Below are 20,082 nucleotides of genomic sequence, written 5' to 3' on the forward strand. Positions count from 1 at the left end.
GGCTGGCGGACGGAATGGTCCGGTCCTGAGGTTTGCGAAGTCTGACTGATGCAGTGTTCAGGCACAGTTTTCAGGGTCTGGTCTGTCTTGGAGTTCTGAAGAGTATGGATACCTCCGTTTCACGTCCTGAGCTGCTTCTGGTGGCCGACGCGGTTGCGCGTGAGAAACTGATTGACCGGGAAGAAGTTCTCGAGGCGATGGAGCAGGCCATCCAGAAGGCGGGTCGTGCGAAATACGGTCATGAGAAGGATATCCGGGCGACAATCGATCGCAGGACGGGCGAGGTCAGGCTGTCGCGGTGGACGGAGGCCGTGGAGGCGGTGGAGAATGAGGAAACTCAGATTCCGCTGCACATTGCGCGGAAGTTCAAGCCGGAGATTCAGCTTGGCGAGCATCTGATCGATCCTCTGCCGCCGATTGATTTCGGGCGTATTTCCGCCCAGACGGCTAAGCAGGTGATCGTGCAGCGTGTTCGCGAATATGAGCGGAAGCGGCAGTACGACGAGTTCAAGGACCGTGTGGGCGAGGTCGTCAACGGAACGGTCAAGCGGACCGAGTACGGCAACCTGATGGTTGAGATCGGCTCGGCGGAAGCGCTTCTGCGGCGGGATGAACTGATCCCGCGTGAGATGTTCCGCAACTCGGATCGTGTCCGCGCCTACATTTATGATGTTCGTGATGAGCCGCGTGGTCCTCAGATTTTCCTGTCACGGACGCATCCGGCCTTTCTCGCGAAACTTTTCGCGCAGGAAGTCCCGGAGATTTACGACGGCATTATCGAGATCAAGGCTGTCGCGCGTGATCCGGGGTCGCGTGCGAAAATGGCGGTGATTTCCCGCGACGCCTCTATCGATCCTGTCGGTGCGTGCGTCGGTATGCGCGGATCGCGCGTGCAGGCGGTGGTTGCCGAGCTTCAGGGCGAGAAGATCGACATTATTCCCTGGAGCCCGCAGGCGGCGACGTTTGTGGTGAATGCTCTTGCGCCCGCCGAGGTCTCGAAAGTTGTTATGGACGAGGACGCGGGCCGGGTTGAGGTCGTGGTTCCGGATGAGCAGCTGAGTCTGGCAATCGGACGGCGCGGCCAGAATGTCCGTCTGGCGAGTCAGCTGACCCGCTGGGATATTGATATCCTGACGGAAGCTGAGGAGTCGGAACGCCGTCAGGAAGAATTCCGTCGCCGGTCGGGTCTGTTTGTCGAGGCGCTCGACGTCGATGACGTCATCGCGGGGCTGCTTGTCACCGAAGGGTTCGACACGATCGAGGAGCTTGCATACGCGGACCCGGACGAACTGGCCGGAATTGAAGGATTTGACGATTCGGTCGTTGAGGAGCTGGTGCGTCGTGCTGAGGGCTTCCTTGTCCGGAAAGAGGAAGAGCTTGATACGAAGCGCGCCGAGCTGGGTGTGACGGATGAGATTGTCGCGCTGAATGCGTTCACGAATCAGATGCTGGTGACGCTTGGTGAGAACGGTGTGAAAACACTGGACGATCTGGCTGATCTGGCAGGCGATGAGCTGATCGAAATTCTCGGGACCGACGCGATCGACGAGGACGCGGCGAACGAAATCATCATGCTCGCCCGGGCTCACTGGTTCGAGGACGATGCGGGGCAGACGCCTGACGTCGCCAAGGAGGTGTCTCCTGAGCACGACGTCCGGCAATGAGCGCGAGCGCTTTTCAGACGTTATAGCGGCGTCGCCTTCGGCATCACCGGATCTGTCCGGTCACGATGATGCTGATGAGGATAACGAGCATGGATCACTGCGCCGTTGTGCTGTAACGCGTGAGCGTATGGCTCCGGCGGTGATGCTGCGTTTTGTCATTGGTCCGGACCGGAATGTGGTCCCTGATCTGAATGCGCGGCTGCCCGGACGGGGAATCTGGTTGAGTGCCCGCCGGGATGTGCTAGAAACCGCCCTGACTCGTGGAGTCTTCGCGAGAGCTGCGCGGAGACATGTTGTAATCCCATCTGATCTGCTGGCTGTGGTCGAGTCCGGGCTTTTGCGGCGCGTGGTCGAGATTCTCGGTCTTGCCCGGCGGGCCGGTCAGAGTGTGAGCGGTTATGCCAAAGTCCGGGAATGGATCGAGGCTCGGCATGCCGGACTGATTGTGCAGGCATCGGACGGAAGTCCCGATGAGTGTGCCCGGCTTCTGTCCGGCGCACGCGAGCTGCCGGTTGTCAGGCCTCTGGTGGCGTCGTCGCTGGGGCATGTTTTTGGTCGCGAGCGGGTTGTGCACGCGGCGCTGCGAAGGGGGGCACTGGCTTCCCGGCTGCAGCAGGAAAGTGAACGTTTTGCAGGGGTGGCCGGTGCGGTCATGCCGTGCGCGTCGGGTATCTCCGGCGATCGGGTTGAACAGGCGGATAAATGAGCGAAGGCAACGATCAGGATCAGGGTAAGGGACGTCTGTCCCTGCGGCCGGCGGGCCGTTCGGAGGTAGGGCACACGGTCGACGCTGGATCCGTGCGCCAGAGCTTCAGCCATGGTCGTTCAAAGGTAGTCCAGGTCGAGGTCCGTAAGAACCGTAAGCCCGCTCCCGGTGCACCGAAAGCTGGTGTATCTGGCGGCGGACGCGGTGCCGGCGGACGCGCGGGTGTAAAAAAGGGGCTGACGGACGCCGAAATGGCGGTGCGTCAGCGCGTCCTTGACGAGCAGCGCCGCGAGGCTGCGCTTCGTGAAGCCCAGCGTGTAGAGCAGGAAAAGATTCAGATTCTTTCCGCTGCCGAGGAAGCACGCAGACGCGAGGAAGACGAGCGGCGGGCTGCCGAGGAAAAGGCGCGCGAGGAAGCCGAGGCGAAAGCCGCGGCTCAGGAAACGGCCGCGAAGCCGGAGCCAGCCGAAGCGCCGGTCGAGGAAGCTGGTCCGGTTGTCTCTGACAAGCCGATTCCGGGCGTTGTGACTCTTGCGCCGCCGCCGGGCAGGCTCCGGCCGCTGGCCGAGCGCGCTATCATGCCGGCAAAGCCGCTTGTTCAGACCCGTCCGGCGGCTGCTCAGCCGCCTGCGGCGCCTGCCGGTGAGACGCTGCGTCTGCGCAGTGGCCGTGATGGCGAGGATGATCGCCGCGGTCCGTCCCGCAAGGGGCCGGTTGTTCCTGCACGCAAGGGACCTGGTGCGGCAAAGAAGGATACCGGGCGCCGGTCCGGGCGAATCGATGTTCAGGCCGCGATCGAAGGTGATGACGATAAAACGCGGTCTCTCGCGTCGGTACGTCGTCAGCGCGAGCGTGAGCGGCGCCAGGCGGAGCTTGAGCGGCTGCGGACGGATCAGGTCCGTGTAGTGCGTGACGTGATTCTGCCGGAGACGATTACGGTTCAGGAACTCGCCAACCGTATGGCCGCGAGGCAGGGCGAAGTGATCAAGGCGCTCATGAAAATGGGCGTGATGGCCACTGTGACGCAGTCGATCGACGCGGATACGGCCGAGCTCGTGGTCGAGGAATTCGGACACCGGGTGCGGCGTGTCGCCGACAGCGATGTCGAGATCGGCATCAAGGGCATTGAGGACACGGAAGAGGATCTGCAGCCCCGTCCGCCGGTCGTGACCGTTATGGGGCATGTTGATCACGGTAAAACCTCGCTTCTCGATGCTCTGCGCACGACGGATATCGCGGCGGGCGAGGCCGGTGGCATTACGCAGCATATCGGCGCGTATCAGGTGCAGCTCGCTTCCGGGGCCAGAATTACGTTCATTGATACGCCGGGCCACGAAGCCTTTACGGCGATGCGGGCGCGCGGCGCGTCGGTGACCGATGTCGTCGTTCTTGTTGTCGCGGCGGATGACGGTGTGATGCCGCAGACGATCGAGGCGATTAAGCACGCGAATGCGGCGGATGCTCCGGTGATCGTCGCCATCAATAAGATGGATAAGCCGGGCGCCAATCCGGATCGTGTCCGTCAGGATCTGCTCAGTCACGGCATCGTGGTTGAGTCGATGGGTGGCGACGTTCAGGACATTGAGGTTTCGGCGCTTAAAAAGACGAATCTCGACAAGCTGGAAGAGGCCATTCTGCTTCAGGCTGAGATCCTTGATCTGAAGGCGAATCCTGATCGTGCCGCTGAAGGCGTCGTGATCGAGGGGCGTCTGGATCGTGGTCGCGGTCCGGTTTCGACCGTGCTTGTGCAGAAAGGCACGCTTCGGAAAGGCGATATTGTCGTCGCGGGAGCGGAGTGGGGACGTGTCCGTGCTCTTCTCGATGACCGTAATCGCCAGGTGGCTGAGGCTGGTCCGTCCATGCCTGTGGAAGTGCTGGGCATTACGGGTGTTCCTGAAGCCGGGGCTCCGTTCGTGGTCGTCGAGAACGAAAACCGGGCGCGGGAAATTTCGGAATTTCGTCAGCGGAAGATCAAGGAGCATGCTGTCGCGGGTCAGACCGCGGCGCGCGGCACGCTCGATCAGATGCTGGCCCGGATTCAGGCCGGCGCTCAGAAAGAGGTCGCTGTTCTCGTCAAGGCCGATGTTCAGGGATCGGCTGAGGCTATCAAGGCCACGGTTGAGAAGCTCGCTCACGAAGAGGTTGCCGTTCGCGTTCTGAATGCGACGGTCGGCCAGATCACCGAGAGTGACGTTCAGCTTGCCAAAGCGTCTGGTGGCATCATCATTGCTTTCAATGTCCGTGCGACATCGCAGGCAAGAGAGATGGCGCAGCGCGATGGGGTGGATATTCGTTATTATTCGATTATCTATCAGGTGGCGGACGATATCGAGCAGCTGGTTAAAGGGAAAATCGCGCCGAAACATCGCGAGAAATTCCTTGGCTACGCCGAGATCCGGCAGGTGTTCAATATCACCAAGGTTGGCAAGGTGGCCGGCTGTTACGTCACCGAGGGTGTGGTCAAGCGCGGATGTGGCGTTCGTCTGCTGCGTGACGGTGTCGTCATCCACGAGGGCGATCTCAGTCAGCTGAAGCGCTTCAAGGATGACGTTAAAGAAGTCGCCCGTGGCTACGAATGTGGCCTGTCCTTTGCGGGATATAATGATCTGCGTGAAGGCGATGTGGTTGAATGTTTTGAGATGGAGCTTGTTCCAGCGTGAGCCGGGGATCTTATCGCAAGGCAGAAGGAAAGGGGCCGGCGGGGCGACTCGCCGGCCTCGCCGCATCGGGGCCGTCTCAGCGGCAGCTTCGGGTAGCGGAAGAGGTGCGCCGGGTTCTTGCCGAGCTTTTTGCGCGGACGGCATTTCGTGATCCGGATCTTGCCGGGGTGACCATTACCGTCACTGAAGTCAGGATTTCGCCTGATCTCAGGCATGCGACCGCATTCGTGGCGCGGCTTGGCCGGACCGACGTGGAAGCGGTTCTGCCTGCTCTGAAACGTGTTGCGCCTTTTTTGCGGACGCAGCTTTCTCATACGCTTCGCCTGCGCAGCGCGCCGGAAATCCATTTCCAGCCGGATACGGCGCTGGATTACGCCATGGAAGTCGATGCGCTTTTGAGGAAGCCTGAAGTTCAGCGTGACCTGAAAGACTGAGTTCCGGCTGCGTCCGGTCGTTTTCGCGGCAGAGCTCGTGTTGGGGTTCTGAACAGCCGGTGTTTCAGGCGTTTTATTTTCAACGGATTGTTTTCGGATTCTGCCTGTTCTGAGCAGTCTTATTCCGCAATTTTCTATGCCGGAACCTGATCTGGTCGGGTATGCGAGCTGCGGGACTCGAACCCGCACGTCCTTTCCGGACTCGAGATTTTAAGTCTCGTGCGTCTACCATTCCGCCAAGCTCGCCGGAGGCCGTGCGGGTTCTAGCATGGCCCAGGTCAGGCGGGAATAAGGAGCCGGCAGTGTTTTTTTAGCTGGCCGATGCCTTCGTTCCGGCATGCATCAGTGCGGCGCCATGCGCTTTAAGCCAGTTTTCCGCGTGAGTCCGATGCGGGGTCAGAGTGTCGACGAGTGCCCAGAATGCGGCGCTGTGATTTAAATGACGCAGATGCGCCAGTTCGTGCAGGATGACGTAATCCTGCACGGCTGCTGGCGACATGATGAGACGCCATGAAAGCATGACACGGCCTGAGGCGGTGCAGCTTCCCCAGCGGCTTGTGGTGTCGCGAATGGCGATCTGTTTCGGCGCGAGGCCGGTTCCGGAACTGAGTTCCGTGACGCGCGCGGTCAGCTTCTGTTTAGCGATCTGACGCAGAAAATCAGTAACACGGCGCGGAATGAAGGCCGGGTCTCCGCTTACATGAATTTCGGTCTGTTCCAGCCAGGCGCCACCCCGGCCTTCGGCGTTGTGGCGAATGACGTAATCAGTGCCATTGATCGGGACGGTGCTTCCGGCCTCGAAACGTGGACCGTGTGCCCGGCGCAGCAATTGCTTCTCGATCCAGGTCATATGGGTCCGGAGAAGCCTCAATCCCGCTTCTGTCGTCGCAGAAGCGGGAAGTGTCACGACAATGCCCTGTGAGCGGGGGCTGACGCGGAGTGAAATGCGGCGGGCGCGGACGGATCTGCGCCATTCGACCGGGACCGGGCCATTTTGTGTGGTGATGCTGCACGGCAGTGCGCTTCCTGATCGTCCGGACGAAGGATCAGAAATGGTGGTCATTACCGGCCGTTTCTCCTGACCCGGGGCTGACGCCGGGTGGTGGCCCGTGAGTGAGTTGCCGGTATCGTTTCCGGATCTGTGGCGGGCCAGGCGACTATATAGTCCTCGAGCAGGCCGGCTTCACGTTCGCTGACACAGCGACCGGCGGCGGATATGCCGGCCTTCACGACAGTCTCCTGTGTTCCGGAGACAAGCGGGTGCCAGTCCGGGAGTGACTTTCCCTCGGCTAGGCGTCTGTAAGCACATGTGGGCGGAAGCCAGTCGATCGTTCTGACCATGGTGGGTGTGAGCGTTACACAGTCCTGCACCTTGCGATGCCGGCCCGGATAGTCTGTGCAGCGACAGGTCGCGGTATCGAGAAGCCGGCAGGATACATTGGTATAATAGAGCTTCTCGTCATCCTCATCGCGCAGCTTGTGCAGGCAGCACCGGCCGCAGCCGTCACAGAGCGATTCCCACTCGGTGGCCGACATGTCATCAAGAGATTTTGTTTCCCAGAAAGGCTGCGTCTTTGTCATGGGACTTATGATAAACGCGAAGCGGCCACTGCGGAAACACTCTTTCGGATGGACCCGTGTGATCTCCCGGAGACTGTTTCAAACGCTCCAAAGGGACAAAAATTTTCGTAACAAACTGAAGGTGTTATGGTTTTTTGAGTCCCGGCTACCTGCTTGTCTCAGCCAGGATCGAAGAACCTTCGGGACAAACCTTTAATAAAAAACAATAAAAGTTTTTTGGGTGCCGCCTTTTTTCAAAAAGGCGGTGTCTACTGAAGCTTTTTGAAAAAAGCTTCACCAAAAACTTCTTTCTGATTAATCGGAGGTTTCGTGGGCAGGCTTTTGAAGCAGTCTCTTAATTCCTGGCGAATGGGGGGAACTGCTGAACGATAATATCGCGCGGGAAACGGTGGTGGGTGTTCAAAACCGGGGAACGGAAATTCGGGGGCAATCTGATCTGACGGGATACTGAAATCTGTCCGAAAAAATCAGGAGAGATTCAGGCTTGTTCCGGGATGAGGTCAGAACGACCGGGATGAATTAAAAATCAGGATGTGTGAAAAAGGAGGGTGCTGGCCAGCAGAACGGTCAGCAGGGCGCCCAGTCCCAGGCTGAAGAACAGGCGATAACGGAGCAGTGGAAACCACAGGATAGCGATGCGTCGGAGAGGTCCTGCGCCCAGTCCCTGCGCGGTGCGGGCGAGGCTGGGATGGGCTTTTGATAAGGCCGTCAGAATCGGAAGACTCAGGGCCGGGCTGAGCAGAACTCCCTGAATGACTGCGATCATGAGCATATGACCGGCGTTGCGGGTTGTTTCTGTGGGGCTGAGCAGAGATGGCATCTGAAAAGCGAGGACGGTCGCCGGAATCCAGAGCGAGATTGCCGCTGTGATCCAGAACTGTCTGCGCGGCAGAGCCAGAGTTGCGGCCGCTGTTGCCGTTGCCGAGATGAGAATCACTGCTGCGAGCAGGGCAAACGGGCCGTAAGCGGGCGAATGAAGGGGCATGGCGTGATTGTCAGCCCGTCAGTGTTCGCTGAGCCACTGGCTGAAGCGGGGCTGAATCACATTCAGATGGTCGCGCCAGAATGCGTTGTTCAGCGGAATGGCCGGTGGCATGTGAGGTATGGTCGCCGGGGGATGGCCTGCTGCCTGATTTACAGTGCTGTCCTCCGCTGACGGCATCCGTGCGCTCAGAGCCTGTTTCTGTTCCGGCCGGGTGATCCATGTGCGCAGGGCGGTGATTGCGTCGGTGCCCGATGTCGCGCCATTGGATGTCGTGTCAGGCAGAAGGACCCAGTCGTAACTGATGCGGAACAGCGGGAATGTTGATACGCCAAATCCCGGTTCAGGTGTGGCGGCATTAATGCCGAAGATATCTGTCATTGCCGCCATGCCCATCAGGGCTGCTCCGGTTGTCAGGATTTTCATCGCTTCGGCCGGAGTGTTCCACCAGACAACATAGGGGCGGAGCTGGGTGAGGCGCCGGAACGCCCGGTCGATGCCGTCCGGCGTGCTCAGTACCCGGTAAAGGGCGTCAGGCGGGACGCCGTCAGAAAGGAGGGCTGCTTCCAGTGTGCCGCGCGGATCGGCCCGCAGGCCGCGCTTTCCCGGATGTCGCGCGACATCCCAGAAATCGGTCCAGTCCGGTTTTCCGTGAAAACGGGATGTATCCCAGGCGAGGGCAAAATCGAGAGACAGGGCCGGCACGGCGCAGAGGCCCGCGTCGCCGGAGGTACCGGCAGCCGGGGTCAGAAAAACACCATCATGGCATCCTGCCGCAGCGGCATCATCCGCGGCGAGAAGCAGGGCCGGGCCGCGTGGTTCCTTGCCGGTTCTGTGTTCGGGAGCCGGTAAAGTGCCGCTCCATGCGACGGTTGTAATGCGCTGACGGGTGCTGCGGGCGAATGGCGTCCACAGAACCTCGTTCAGGATCGAATTCAGAGCGCCGGGCGGAGAGCCGACGACGATGGTGTGGGTGTGCACGCGGCGCGCGCGAGTCGCCTGACCGGACGTTGTCGTTATCAGGACGCCGAGCGTGGCCATCAGAATGGCGCTTGCAGTACAACGAAATGCACGACGCGGGGGCCTGGCCGGTTTGTTCTGGCGTAAAAGGACGTACTGGGTCGCGCGCTGCAAGGTGAGGCCTGAATTCAAGACGATATCCGGGGAGGTTAACCCCGTTTCCCGTCGGACGGAAAGGCCAGGGCATTTTCTCCTCGCCAGGCGAGAAGAGCGGAACAGCCTGGTGAGATGCCCGGAGCCAGAGTGCCGGCGGGTCGATGAACGACGAGTTCTGTTCCGTCCGCAAGGCGGAAACGGAGCGCCGTGATATCGCCTGGTCTGGTGATTTCCGCGAGAGTTGCCGGAAGGCAGCCTTCTGTTTCCTCCTGGAAGCCGGACGATCCCCGCTGAAACAGGGGTGCTATCTGTCCGGGGCGGATACAGAGTTCGACAAGATCGCCCTCTGACAGAGACGGGTCTGCGACTGCGCTCATTTCTGCCCCGCAGGCGAGACGCACATCGGCGATGTCATCACTGACGGAGAGGGCGAGACCCACCAGGACATTGGCGTCTCCCATTGCGGAGGCGATCCGTGCTGATGAGGGTCGTTCGATCAGCATGGCCGGAGTGCCGGTCTGCAGCAGTTCGCCATCTGCCATGACGCCAATGGTGCTGGCGGCTGCGAATGCGTCGGATCTGTCCTGCGTAAGCAGAAGCGTGCTCAGTGAACGGGCGCGTCGGAGCCTGTTCAGACGCAGGTGGATGTCACGGCGTGTTTCCGTATCCAGTCCGGAGAAAACATCATCAAGGACAATGACCACGGGGTCCGTGGCGAGCGCCCTGGCGAGGGCTGTCCGGAATTTGCAGCCTTCAGAAAGTGCGGGAGGACGGACGTCCGCCACGCTGTCGAGACCGAGAAGGGCGAGCCGTTCATTTGTAAGGCGGCGCAGATCCGAAGCCGGGATGCTTCTTGCCCGTAACGGAAAGGCGATATTCTGCCGCACGGTCAGATGATCGAACAGAATCTCCTGCCGGCTTACGATGGCGATTCCGCGAGAACCTGCGGGCCGGTCTGTAACGTTCTGTCCGCCGACGGTGATCTGTCCGGATGTCAGAGGCCGGTAGCCGGCCAGCGTATCGACGAGAAGGCGGCGGGTATTACCGATATCGGAAAGACCGAACAGCGCCAGACATTCTCCTTCCTGAAGAGAAAATGAGAGCGGAGAATGGCCGTGCGACAGCACCGCCCCGGCAACGGAGAGCGAAAACGGGGGAGGAGCGGACGGGCGGTGACCCGCCGTGGTCGCATACTGGGTCATCATTGCTGGTAAGGAACCACAGTTAAAGATAAGCGTTAAGATGCCAGCCGGGTTTGCCAGATGCGCTGAACTCAGACCGGCAGACAGGTCACATTTGAGGAGCAGGGACATATGTCCGCTGAGAAGATCAAAAAAAATGCTGAAGCGACGGCCAGCGAGGCTGCGACGACCGCACGTGAGGAGCTGGAGTCTTTAAAGTCTCATCTCGAACAGTTTCTTAACCATCATGTGGTTCCGACACTTTCTGATGCTGCGAACTCTGCTGTTACGAATGCGCGTGACATCGCTGAGCATCAGAAGAAGAGTGTTGAAACAAAAGTGAGCGCCAAACCACTGCTTTCTATTGGCATCTCTGCGGTTGTTGGGTTTGTCCTGGGCAGAATGTCGCGGTAAGGTCCGGCCCCGGGACGCCTTCTCAGGATGCCCGGGGCTGTGAGATGGAGCGAAGTACCTGTTCAGGGTGTTTTGCCGGACTCCGCCCCGGGCGCGTCGGAGGGGCGATTCGGAAACAGAACACCGGTTTATCTCTGATGCCGGTCTGAAGCAGGATGGCCGGGACGTATGCGTATTTTCGAAGCAGGCAAAGCCGCCGCAGTGGCGGAAGTGGAGCTCCTTCAGCAAAAGGCGATGCGTCTGGGCCGGCAGGCAGCTCTTCTTGTTGTGGCTGCCGTTATGGGTTTTTTCTCCCTGATTACCGCGCACGCTCTGCTCTGGGCGATATTCCTTTTCAAATTTGGTTTCGGGCCTGTCGGGGCGCCGGCCGCGGTATTTTTTCTGGATGCCTTTCTGGCCGTTGCGTTCCTGTTCTTCGGCCGGCGTTCCTATCTGCTGCCGGCTGAAGTCGAGGCCCGCATGAATCGTGACCGTCATGTCAATGAGCTGCGGCAGGCGGCGTCTATTGCGGCTGTTGCGACGACCGTGACCGGTCCTGTCGGGCGGTTTGCCGGTCGGAAGGTGTGGAATATCGTGTCTCGCCGGCGCCGCTGAGCGCTTCTTTCTTCTGATGATGCAGACCGGGCGGGCCATATGGCCCGCCTTTTTTATGGTGTTCATGTATTTTAAGAACAGGAGACAGAACTGGGCCTCTGTTCTTCACTCCTTTCGGAATTAACAGATCGGGATCAAAGGGACTGTGTTCCTTTGTGGGGCTCGGGGCGAAGCCCCGGAAAACTGCTCTGTCCATGACAACAAAATACACAAACACTTTTTTGTGCCGGCAATCTTTGGCTGTGCCCGGGTTAAGCGAATTGTCTGTTCCGCCTGATAACGGGGTCTTGCTGAAGCCTAATAATTAGCATACGAACAGTTTGTCTCCTTTCTATATTGAGAGCCGGGCTATCCTGCTGTGTGCGAGTCTGTGTCGGATACTCATGAAAACATTCAGGATCTGACGCTGCTCAGGCGCCGGTTCGGGCATCGTCTCGCGCGTCTGGCGACTCTCTGGCGACGCGATATCGATCATGATCTGCGTCGGTTCAATCTGACGGATGCGACATGGCGGCCTCTTTATTATCTCCGGTCATTGCCACAGCCTGTCAGGCAGACAGACCTCGCGCGTGCTCTTTCCGTCGAGGGGCCGTCCCTCGTGCGTGTGCTCGATGTTCTTGAGAAACAGGGGCTGGTGTCCCGCGATGTTGATCCTGATGATCGCCGGTCCAAGCTGATTACCCTGACCAGTTCCGGGGCGGCGATGGCAAATCATGTTCTGCAGGCCGCCGATAAGGTTGGAAGCCGGTTGCTGGAAGGTGTGTCGGACGGAACTCTGAGGGAGTGTCTCGGAGTCTTTGACCAGGTGTGGGCCGCGCTTCAGCGCAGCCGGGAGGCGGAAGATCCTGATCCGGAGGCAGGGCGCCGGGTAAGCTCAGAATCGTCGGAGCGTGCGTCGTGACGGACTCCGTTGCTGTTTCTGAAACCGACGCTGGCCGCCTGTTGCGGCGATTTCGCGAACTGGGCAACGCCATTGACAGGGAGTGGCGTTACGACTGGGCGCGTCTTGGTCCGACATTGCTCTACGCGACTCGCGTTGCGCTCTCTGTCGGGCTGGCGCTGTGGCTCGCTGGTTTTCTGATGCTCGATCAGCCGATTTCGGCAGTGACGACAGTGCTTATTGTCGCGAACCCGACGCCCGGCGCGCTTATTTCGAAGAGCGTCTGGCGTGTCATCGGGACAATAATCGGGGCGACATCCGGGATCGCGCTGATGGCGGCGTTTCCGCAGCAGCCTCTGCTTTTCTTTGCCGGGCTCGCTGTTCTGATCGGAGCGGCCTGCTGCGTCGCCACTTTGCTGCGTTTTTACCGTGCGTATGCGGCCGTGCTGTCAGGCTACACGATCATTATCATATCGGTCAGTGCTTTCGGCGATCCGGACCGGATCTTTCTCAGTGCGATGTCGCGATTGTCGGTTGTCGTTGTTGGCATTGTCAGTACGGCGATCGTTTTCCAGATCACCTCGATGAAGAGCCCCAATACGGCGGCGGCGCGGATAGAACTGCTTCTTCGCGACGTTCTGTCCCAGTTCGCGCTGCTCTCTCCGACGGAGCAGGACGTCGATGCGCCGCGCTCTGACGAGGTCGGGCAGGAAGGCGCGTTCCGGGAGATGGGCACTGCCGCGTACGGTGCGCGGGCACGTCTTCTGGCGCAGGCGGCTGCGGTGACGGAGGCGATCGAATATGCGTCTTCGGTCGATTACGAGGTGAGCCGCCGGTCGGCCGCTCTGCATGAAGGCGTGTCGCGGCTGCTTGGCCTGCTCAGTGCTCATCATGCCGCCTGGCAGCAGCTCCCGCCGGGGGATACCGGACGTGTCATCAGAGCCCGGATGATTTCGGGCACGCTGATGCGGGAACTGGCGGATATGCCGGCCGAGGCGCTGCTGCATGCCGATCCGGCTCCGATTCGGGAGCGGATCAGGGATGCTCTCGTCAGAATTGAGGAGCTTGCGCGGGAAACGCCGGATCTGCTCGGGCTTGCGGCCATTGATACGGAACGGGATATCGTGGTTCAGCTGGGTCTGGCGGTGGATAATCTGTCGGATGTGGCCTGGCATGAGCCGGGCGTCAGGCTCATGCCGTTATTTGAGTGGCCTGCGGCGCTCCGTAATGGTGCGCGCGGAATGCTCATAACGCTGCTTGGATGTCTGATGTGGTATATTCTGCACTGGTCGTCCGCTCCGAGTATGCTGGTTTATCTGATCGCGGCATCATGTCTTCTTGCCACGGCGCCTTCGGCGACGCGCGGCGCTTTTATGCTGGCGTCCGGAACGGCTCTGGCTGTTCCCGGCTGTTATATTTTTCAGACCTTCCTTCTGCCCCGGACTGATGGGTTTCCGCTTCTGTGGGTCTCGCTTGTCGTGTCGCTGCTGCCGGGAATCTGGATTCAGTTCCATCCGAAATATGCCCTGCGCGGGTTTGGATATGCGGTGTTTTTCAATGTGATGGCGCGGGTCCAGAATCCGGTGCGGTACGATGACATCGCGCTGCTGAACGGATGGTTTGCTTTTCTGATCGCGGCGGCTCTTCTGACGCTCGTGTTTCGGGTGCTTCTTCCTGCTGACCAGCGTCTGGATGTTTCAAGGCTCATCACGGCGCTGTGCCGGTCGGTTCAGAAATTTGCCGCGCTGCCGCTCCATAAAAAGGTCAGCTGGCCAGGCTGGGAGTATCTTCAGATGCAACGGGTGTTGCGTCTTACCCAGCGGCTGTCCTTCGTTGATACGGGTGCGCGGGTGTTTCACGTTACCGATGCGGCGCTTGCCGCTGTGGCGCTGGGGCGGGTTGTCATGCGATTGCGGACGCTGCTGCGTGAGGGGGATGCGACGCCGGATGAGAAGGAGATTGTCATGCGGGCTCTGGCGTCTTTACGCGGGCTGAGACGTGATCCTCTGGCGACGGCGGAATGTCTGCGCGCATCGGCCGCGGCGATAAAGCCCGGCCTGCGGCAAATCGTCCGGCCAGCCTCCGAAGTGTCTTCACAGTCCGGGCCGGACATCAGGCCGGCAGCGCTTTCCGGGGAGCTGCAGGGTGATGATGACGGCATTTCAGCAGCCCCGGGAGCGGGGGCGGACGGAGGCGAGGCTGTTCTGGGCACCGCCAGACGCATGGCAGCCTGTCTTGTACAGGCGGCACAGCTTATCGACGCCGCGCCGGGTTTCTTCCATAAGGAAGGACCAATGCAGCAGAGCGCGGATCATCCCCGTGCTCATACGGATCTGCGCCTGTTGACCACACCATACCCGAGACGCCCTGACCCGAGAGCTGCCTGATGCTGACCGAGTTCAATCTGTTCGGCGTATTCATGGCGCCGATTGTGGTCTACGCGCTCGCCGCGCTGCCCGTTACGATGTTTGTGCGATTTCTGCTCTGGTCGAGCGGGATCATGCGCTGGTTCTGGCACTTCGCTCTTTTCGAGGTTGCGCTTTATACGTGCATCCTCTGTCTTCTCGTTCTCTATGTCTGAGCCGTTTCTTCCGTTTAGAGGTTTTTGAGTCACCGCAATGCCGCTGCTCCGCACTCTGATCCGCGTGATTTTGACCCTGGCGGTCGTCTCGCTGGCTGTCGTCCTCGGGATCACCCTGTGGAACACATATATGATTGCCCCCTGGACGCGTGATGGCCGTGTCCGCGTCTATGTCGTGGATGTGGCGCCCGAAGTATCGGGCACGGTGGTGCAGGTTCCGGTTGTGGACAACCAGTTTGTCCATAAAGGCGATCCGCTTTACGTGCTTGATCCGGTCCGGTTCAGGCTGGCGATCCGGGAAGCGCAGGCGCGGCTTGACGGCGCGCTGGAAGATCTGAAGCTCAAACAGAATGATGCGCGGCGCCGTATGGGGCTGTCCGGCATTGTTTCGGCTGAAGAGCAGGAAGTCTTCAACTCCAGTGTCGCGACGCAGATTGCGGCGGTCGATGCGGCGCGCGCGGCGCTTGATGTGGCGAAACTGAATCTTCAGCGGTCGGTGCTGTATTCACCGGTGAACGGATTCATAACCAACCTGAATCTGCGTATCGGTGATTATGCGACCGCCGGACAGGCGAGGCTTGCGGTCATCGATTCGGATTCGTACTGGGTCTATGGTTACTTCGAGGAAACGAAGATGTGGGGCGTCCATGTCGGGGACGTCGCCCGCGTGAAGCTGATGGGATATAAGCAGATCATCCCGGGGCACGTTGTTTCCATTGCCCGCGGTATCAATGATACCAACGGAAACCCGGACAGGCTCGGTCTTCAGGATGTAAATCCTATCTTTACCTGGGTCCGTCTCGCGCAGCGTATTCCTGTTCGTATTCATCTGGACACCGTGCCTGAGGGCGTGACGCTGGCTGCGGGTATGACAGCGACGATCAGCGTCGGGCCTGAGTCGAAGAGCCGTCGTGGCAAACTGACCACCTGGCTGCAGGATCACTTGTGAGCCAGCGGACGCGATGATGGACAGAATGATGGTTGCCGGGAATTCGACGGTCGCAGAGTCCATGCCGGATGGATCGGAGTCACCAGTAAAGCCGGACCGGCCGCGGGCGGCGTGGCGGACGCGCATCGCCGGGCTGCGGAGACGGGCGGTTCTGTTTCTCTCGGCAGGTTCCCTTCTTGCCGGCTGTTCGGTGGGACCGAATTTTCAGCCTGACCGGATGAAGCTGCCTCAGGGATTTACCGAGGCGGAGGAGGAGCATCCTGCCACGCCGGAAGAGATTGCCCATACCGATAAGGAAATGACGGAGTGGTGGGCGACCTTTAACGATCCGATTCTGACGAAGCTCGTCGAGGCGGCCATCAAAGGTAACTATGATCTTCAGATTGCCGGACAGAGAATTCTGTCCGAGCGGGCGATGCGCGACAAGGCTGCGTCGGCCTGGTATCCGCAGGTCGATGCCAATGCGGGTGGTGGTGATGCCCGGTATTCGCTGAATATCGATAACTGGCCTCTCCGTCCGGGGAACACCGCGAATCGTCCCGAAGCGTCGATGCTGACCTATGGCATGTCGGCGACGTGGGAGATTGATGTTTTCGGACGTATCCGGCGCAGTGTGGAGGCGCAGGAGCATGCTGTCGAGGCGTCGGTCGAGGGGCGCCGGGCGCTGCTGATGACGCTCCTCTCGGAGCTGGCGAACGATTACATGCTGCTGCGTGTGACGCAGCTTCAGATTCAGATTGCCACGAACAATATCCGCGTCGCGCAGGACAGTCTTGATCTGACGAACCGGTTATACGCTGAGGGTCTGGGCAATACGCTGCAGATTGCTCAGGCGCAGGCCGAGCTTGATGCGCAGGTTGCTGCGCGCGAGCCGCTGAAGACGCGTGTCTCTCAGGTGACGCATGCGATTTCCGTGCTGGTTGGCGAGATGCCGGGGACGCTTGAGGAAGAACTGAAGGTTGTGAAGCCGTTGCCGGTTGTGCCGGCTTTTCCGGCGACGATGCCGTCGATTGTGATTGCGAACCGGCCCGACATCAGAATGGCGGAGCGCGATTACGCTGTCGCGACGGCCCAGATCGGTGTCGCGGTATCGGATCTTTATCCGCATTTCGTGATTCCGCTGAATTTCAATCCGAATGCGTCGGCCATGTACCAGCTCTTCCAGGTCAATGCGATGAGCTGGCAGTTCCTGATGATGGCGAGTCTGCCGCTTGTGCATGGTGGTAAATACACCTCGGCGGTCCGGGCGGCGCAGGCGGCTGCGGAGGCCGCGCGTCTGCATTATCGCCAGACGGTTCTGACCGGCTTTAAGGAGGTCGAGGATTCGATGGCGGCGTGGCACGACGACATCGAATATTCGGAGCAGTTGCATAAAGCGGCGGAAGACAGTGCGCTGGCGAGTGAGCGGGCGCGCAAGCTGTATGCGGCGGGTCTGATCGGATTTCTGGATGTTCTGACGACTGAAAGAACCACTCTGAACGCGCAGAACGCGGAAGCGCTGTCCAAGCTTGAGCGTCTGCGTGATGCGGTCAATCTGTATACGGCGATCGGAGCGGGTTGGCGTGGGGCTCCTCTGACGAGCTCTGCGTTGCCTGTTTCACTGGAAACGCAGAATATCTGGGCCCGTGCGCTGAAGCAGTAAACAGTGTCCGGACGGGTTACAGGCTGCCTCGGATAAAACGCCGGAATCGAGGGGAGCGTTATGCCGCCTGACGAACCAGATTATTTACGCCGCCTCGTGATTATTCTTGCGAGCTTTTTCGTCGGATTTACGCTGATTATTCTGTCAGGCTGGGATTTGATTTATAATCCCGGTTCCGGTGACGGGTGGCTGATCTGGTCTCTGCGGCGTCTTCCGCTCGTTCTTGGTGTGGGTCTCCTGCTGACGGGATTCCTTCTGCTCCGGAAACCGGTTGAAAACGATCCCTCGGTGCCATCGGACGATGTGGAAAATATCGATGGCGCCTGACCGCTGGTTTTAGGAAGGACGTTTATGTCTTTTGCAGACAGGAGACAGAGCAGGGCTCTGCCCTGCACCCGGAAGAGGTATCACGCGAAAGCGTGCTGCGCACGACGCTCCCCTTCACCCCTTTAATTAACAAACCGGGAACAAAGGGACTGCGTCCCTTTGTGGGGCTCGGGGCAAAGCCCCGAAAATCACCACGCCTGTCTTTGCAAATTATATAAACGCCTTACGAAGGGAGGGTCGGCCCGCGTGATGGTCAGGCTGCGAATGGCAGTCTTTTCGCCAGGGCTGACAGTTTATGGCGCCGCAGTTCGGAGCGGGCTTTACTTCCGGTTTCCATATAATTGAGCTGGATGGTGTATCGCGGGCCGACGTAACGCCGGTGGCCATGCCAGCTTGTTTCGCAATTTGGAAACACCACCAGCGTGCCGCGGGTCGGGGAGATTTCCGCGGCGTAATTTTCTACGTCGTCAGGGCCTCGCAGAAGCCTCAGACAGCCTTCCTGTCTCTGAAAGGCGGCATCGGGCAGATTCAGATAAAGCAGGACGGTGACCCGTTTTGCCGTTGAATCGCGATGGATGCGTCCGTCCTTCTCGCGCGTGCGGCCGCGCATGGTCAGCATGACCGGCGCGTCGTGCAGATCGAGTCCGAATTTATCCGCGATCAGGTCCCGCAGTTCCGGTCCTTCCATCTGGGCGATGAGGTCTTTTACGAGTGGCGAGAGCGTAAGTGCATTTGGGGGGAAAGAACCACCGGATGTGATCTGAGGAAGGGAGCCGTGCAGTGCCGTGAGATCATCCGGACGGATGAAATCCGGGACCACGACGTGCGGAAACGGATCTTCAGAGACAGGGGTTTTCTGTAACGCTGCATAATCGGGCCGCACCGAAGCTACGGGCATAATACGTCTCCGCATCGTCTTTCCGGACGCGATCATACGCTTCTGTTTCCTGCCTGTCACACGGGTAAGGGCGGGGAGACAGGCGCAGGGAAATCGCGGCCGGAAAGACGATGTTAACGGCTTTATAGGAGTGTTTCCGGGCTCGGACATAAGGGTCAGGAATGTACGCGGTCAGGCGTTTTATGAATGCGGCGGTGATTCGTGCCGTGTGGCTCACGCCTGGGCGCGCCCGTGCCTATAGCGAGATTTTTGGCCTTTTTGGCTGGGTTCTGTTTCTGCTGATGCTGTTGCAGCCGTACTGGAACACCAGACAGGCCTCGGGGCCTCCTTTTGGGGATTTCATCAGCTTCTGGGCCGCATCGAAGCAGGTGCTGACGGGACATCTCGCTGACGTTTATAATGCATCGAAGCATCATCTTGTCGAACTGGCCGAATTTCCGGAATTATCGTTCGGGGATGTTGCGTTCTTTTATCCGCCGACTTTTCTGCTGACATGCATTCCGCTGGCTCTGCTGCCGGTTCGCTTATCTGCCTCGGTATGGCTGGCGGGCGCCGGTATCGCTTTTGTCTGCGCGATCCGGCGTATTCTGCCTCAGTCCTGGGCTTTGCTTCCCATCGTTGCGTTCCCAGGTGCTGTTGTTGATGTGACCAACGGACAGAACGGGCTGCTGACCGGAGCTTTGCTGGGCTGGGGCGCGGTTCTGCTGCCCCGGCGGCCGTTTATGGCCGGTTTGTGTCTCGGGTGTCTGGTGATCAAGCCGCAGATGCTGGTGGCCGCTCCGGTTGTGTTGCTGTGTGCCCGCCAGTGGAGGGCAGTTGCCGGTGGCATGGTATCCGGTGCCGGGCTGATCGGTGCGTCCTGGCTGGCGTTCGGAAGCGGTGCGTGGGCCGGTTTCTTTCGAATGAGCCATTCCGCGCGTGAGACCTTTGAGAGAGGGTATGTGTCGTTCTGGAAAATGCAGAGTGTCTTTACGTCCGTCAGGCTGCTGCATGGCGGTGTAGTGGTCGCCTACATTGTGCAGATTACGGCCACTGTCCTGGTTCTGGCCATGGTCGGGTGGGCGTGTTTTCGTGTGACACAGCGGAAAGCGTCGCTTCGGTTTCAGGGCGAATGCGCTCCGGAAATCATCCTGATGATTACGGCGCTTCCGTTCTGTACGCCTTTTCTCCTTGATTATGATCTTGCATGCCTCGCTTTTCCGGTTGCCTGGCTGCTGGTTCAGGCTCGCGGATCGGACTGGCTGCCAGGCGAGAAGTTCATTCTGTTTCTGGCCTACATTTACCTGTTCGGCGCGCGTCTTATGGGGCTCATGACGCATATATGTCCGACGCCTGTTATTGCGTCGGCGTTACTGCTGCTCGTGATGCGGCGTGTGCTTCCTGATGAATTCGCGAAGGCTGGCGCTCGCCTGGCGGCTGTGTTCCGCCGTGGCGACAGTCTGGCCGGATTGAAATAAGCGGGACGGAGGCAGC

19 protein-coding genes and 1 tRNA gene are annotated in these 20,082 nt (G+C 59.7%); 13 read left to right on the forward strand and 7 right to left on the reverse strand.

The features are described from left to right. Positions 1-104 precede the first annotated feature (104 nt). Genes nusA through rbfA form a run of 4 tightly spaced genes read left to right on the forward strand, consistent with a single transcriptional unit; the run spans position 105 to position 5,464 of the window. Positions 105-1,664 (forward strand): transcription termination factor NusA, encoded by a 1,560-nt coding sequence (nusA, locus tag GOB93_RS07055; protein WP_173582801.1) that lies wholly within the window; start codon positions 105-107, stop codon positions 1,662-1,664. Further along, positions 1,603-2,370 carry an RNA-binding protein gene (locus tag GOB93_RS07060; RefSeq protein ID WP_173582802.1) on the forward strand — a complete coding sequence of 256 codons (768 nt, stop codon included), beginning with the start codon at positions 1,603-1,605 and terminating at the stop codon, positions 2,368-2,370. The genes nusA and GOB93_RS07060 overlap by 62 nt, the downstream gene beginning before the upstream one ends. Continuing rightward, positions 2,367-5,030 (forward strand): translation initiation factor IF-2, encoded by a 2,664-nt coding sequence (infB, locus tag GOB93_RS07065; RefSeq protein WP_173582803.1) that lies wholly within the window; start codon positions 2,367-2,369, stop codon positions 5,028-5,030. Before GOB93_RS07060 ends, infB begins: the two co-directional genes overlap by 4 nt. Continuing rightward, positions 5,027-5,464, forward strand: coding sequence for a 30S ribosome-binding factor RbfA (rbfA, locus tag GOB93_RS07070; RefSeq protein WP_173582804.1), 438 nt, complete (start codon positions 5,027-5,029; stop codon positions 5,462-5,464). The genes infB and rbfA overlap by 4 nt, the downstream gene beginning before the upstream one ends. 162 nt (positions 5,465-5,626) lie before the next feature. On the opposite strand, the gene GOB93_RS07075 is transcribed toward rbfA, so the two are convergent. From GOB93_RS07075 to GOB93_RS07100, 6 genes are all read right to left on the reverse strand, one after another. Next, positions 5,627-5,710: transfer RNA gene (locus GOB93_RS07075), tRNA-Leu, on the reverse strand. A 64-nt stretch (positions 5,711-5,774) separates the two neighbouring features. Further along, positions 5,775-6,527 carry a M48 family metallopeptidase gene (locus GOB93_RS07080; RefSeq protein ID WP_173582805.1) on the reverse strand — a complete coding sequence of 251 codons (753 nt, stop codon included), beginning with the start codon at positions 6,525-6,527 and terminating at the stop codon, positions 5,775-5,777. Then, a complete protein-coding gene (locus tag GOB93_RS07085; RefSeq protein WP_173582806.1) occupies positions 6,527-7,045 on the reverse strand; it encodes a YcgN family cysteine cluster protein in 519 nt (172 codons plus the stop codon). The genes GOB93_RS07080 and GOB93_RS07085 overlap by 1 nt, the downstream gene beginning before the upstream one ends. 526 nt (positions 7,046-7,571) lie before the next feature. Continuing rightward, entirely contained in the window at positions 7,572-8,030 is a 459-nt protein-coding gene (locus tag GOB93_RS07090; protein ID WP_173582807.1) for a hypothetical protein, read from the reverse strand. Between the two features lie 18 nt (positions 8,031-8,048). Further along, positions 8,049-9,179, reverse strand: a complete 1,131-nt coding sequence (locus tag GOB93_RS07095) for an extracellular solute-binding protein (protein WP_173582808.1) — start codon at positions 9,177-9,179, stop codon at positions 8,049-8,051. 17 nt (positions 9,180-9,196) lie between these two features. After that, on the reverse strand, positions 9,197-10,348 hold the full coding sequence (locus GOB93_RS07100; RefSeq protein ID WP_173582809.1) for an ABC transporter ATP-binding protein: 1,152 nt from the start codon (positions 10,346-10,348) through the stop codon (positions 9,197-9,199). Positions 10,349-10,456: 108 nt separating this feature from the next. Between GOB93_RS07100 and GOB93_RS07105 the strand changes: the two genes are divergently transcribed. The 8 genes from GOB93_RS07105 to GOB93_RS07140 all read left to right on the forward strand — a co-directional run bounded on the left by GOB93_RS07105 (position 10,457) and on the right by GOB93_RS07140 (position 17,711). Next, complete coding sequence (locus GOB93_RS07105) at positions 10,457-10,738, forward strand: DUF883 family protein (RefSeq protein WP_173582810.1); 282 nt, start codon at positions 10,457-10,459, stop codon at positions 10,736-10,738. Between the two features lie 168 nt (positions 10,739-10,906). Next, a complete protein-coding gene (locus GOB93_RS07110; protein WP_173582811.1) occupies positions 10,907-11,332 on the forward strand; it encodes a hypothetical protein in 426 nt (141 codons plus the stop codon). A 370-nt stretch (positions 11,333-11,702) separates the two neighbouring features. Further along, complete coding sequence (locus tag GOB93_RS07115; RefSeq protein WP_338422314.1) at positions 11,703-12,233, forward strand: MarR family transcriptional regulator; 531 nt, start codon at positions 11,703-11,705, stop codon at positions 12,231-12,233. After that, positions 12,230-14,599: an FUSC family protein gene (locus GOB93_RS07120; protein ID WP_338422315.1), complete on the forward strand. Its 2,370-nt coding sequence runs from the start codon at positions 12,230-12,232 to the stop codon at positions 14,597-14,599. Before GOB93_RS07115 ends, GOB93_RS07120 begins: the two co-directional genes overlap by 4 nt. Then, positions 14,599-14,793 (forward strand): DUF1656 domain-containing protein, encoded by a 195-nt coding sequence (locus GOB93_RS07125; RefSeq protein ID WP_173582812.1) that lies wholly within the window; start codon positions 14,599-14,601, stop codon positions 14,791-14,793. The genes GOB93_RS07120 and GOB93_RS07125 overlap by 1 nt, the downstream gene beginning before the upstream one ends. 37 nt (positions 14,794-14,830) lie before the next feature. Next, positions 14,831-15,742 carry an HlyD family efflux transporter periplasmic adaptor subunit gene (locus GOB93_RS07130; RefSeq protein ID WP_173582813.1) on the forward strand — a complete coding sequence of 304 codons (912 nt, stop codon included), beginning with the start codon at positions 14,831-14,833 and terminating at the stop codon, positions 15,740-15,742. A gap of 13 nt (positions 15,743-15,755) precedes the next feature. After that, positions 15,756-17,384, forward strand: a complete 1,629-nt coding sequence (locus GOB93_RS07135) for an efflux transporter outer membrane subunit (RefSeq protein ID WP_242010600.1) — start codon at positions 15,756-15,758, stop codon at positions 17,382-17,384. Between the two features lie 60 nt (positions 17,385-17,444). Next, complete coding sequence (locus GOB93_RS07140) at positions 17,445-17,711, forward strand: hypothetical protein (RefSeq protein WP_173582814.1); 267 nt, start codon at positions 17,445-17,447, stop codon at positions 17,709-17,711. 253 nt (positions 17,712-17,964) lie between these two features. On the opposite strand, the gene GOB93_RS07145 is transcribed toward GOB93_RS07140, so the two are convergent. Beyond that, positions 17,965-18,609 (reverse strand): 2OG-Fe(II) oxygenase family protein, encoded by a 645-nt coding sequence (locus GOB93_RS07145; protein WP_242010601.1) that lies wholly within the window; start codon positions 18,607-18,609, stop codon positions 17,965-17,967. 206 nt (positions 18,610-18,815) lie between these two features. Between GOB93_RS07145 and GOB93_RS07150 the strand changes: the two genes are divergently transcribed. Further along, positions 18,816-20,066, forward strand: a complete 1,251-nt coding sequence (locus GOB93_RS07150) for a glycosyltransferase 87 family protein (protein WP_173582815.1) — start codon at positions 18,816-18,818, stop codon at positions 20,064-20,066. Positions 20,067-20,082 lie beyond the last annotated feature (16 nt).

The organism is Acetobacter musti (assembly GCF_011516835.1).
GTDB lineage: Bacteria > Pseudomonadota > Alphaproteobacteria > Acetobacterales > Acetobacteraceae > Acetobacter > Acetobacter musti.

Coding starts and splice junctions, on each gene's coding strand:
- nusA (WP_173582801.1), top strand. CDS start 105: ATGGATACCTCCGTTTCACGTCCTGAGCTGCTTCTGGTGGCCGACGCG.
- GOB93_RS07060 (WP_173582802.1), top strand. CDS start 1,603: ATGCGGGGCAGACGCCTGACGTCGCCAAGGAGGTGTCTCCTGAGCACG.
- infB (WP_173582803.1), top strand. CDS start 2,367: ATGAGCGAAGGCAACGATCAGGATCAGGGTAAGGGACGTCTGTCCCTG.
- GOB93_RS07080 (WP_173582805.1), bottom strand. CDS start 6,527: ATGACCACCATTTCTGATCCTTCGTCCGGACGATCAGGAAGCGCACTG.
- GOB93_RS07085 (WP_173582806.1), bottom strand. CDS start 7,045: ATGACAAAGACGCAGCCTTTCTGGGAAACAAAATCTCTTGATGACATG.
- GOB93_RS07090 (WP_173582807.1), bottom strand. CDS start 8,030: ATGCCCCTTCATTCGCCCGCTTACGGCCCGTTTGCCCTGCTCGCAGCA.
- GOB93_RS07100 (WP_173582809.1), bottom strand. CDS start 10,348: ATGATGACCCAGTATGCGACCACGGCGGGTCACCGCCCGTCCGCTCCT.
- GOB93_RS07105 (WP_173582810.1), top strand. CDS start 10,457: ATGTCCGCTGAGAAGATCAAAAAAAATGCTGAAGCGACGGCCAGCGAG.
- GOB93_RS07110 (WP_173582811.1), top strand. CDS start 10,907: ATGCGTATTTTCGAAGCAGGCAAAGCCGCCGCAGTGGCGGAAGTGGAG.
- GOB93_RS07125 (WP_173582812.1), top strand. CDS start 14,599: ATGCTGACCGAGTTCAATCTGTTCGGCGTATTCATGGCGCCGATTGTG.
- GOB93_RS07130 (WP_173582813.1), top strand. CDS start 14,831: ATGCCGCTGCTCCGCACTCTGATCCGCGTGATTTTGACCCTGGCGGTC.
- GOB93_RS07135 (WP_242010600.1), top strand. CDS start 15,756: ATGATGGACAGAATGATGGTTGCCGGGAATTCGACGGTCGCAGAGTCC.
- GOB93_RS07140 (WP_173582814.1), top strand. CDS start 17,445: ATGCCGCCTGACGAACCAGATTATTTACGCCGCCTCGTGATTATTCTT.
- GOB93_RS07145 (WP_242010601.1), bottom strand. CDS start 18,609: ATGCCCGTAGCTTCGGTGCGGCCCGATTATGCAGCGTTACAGAAAACC.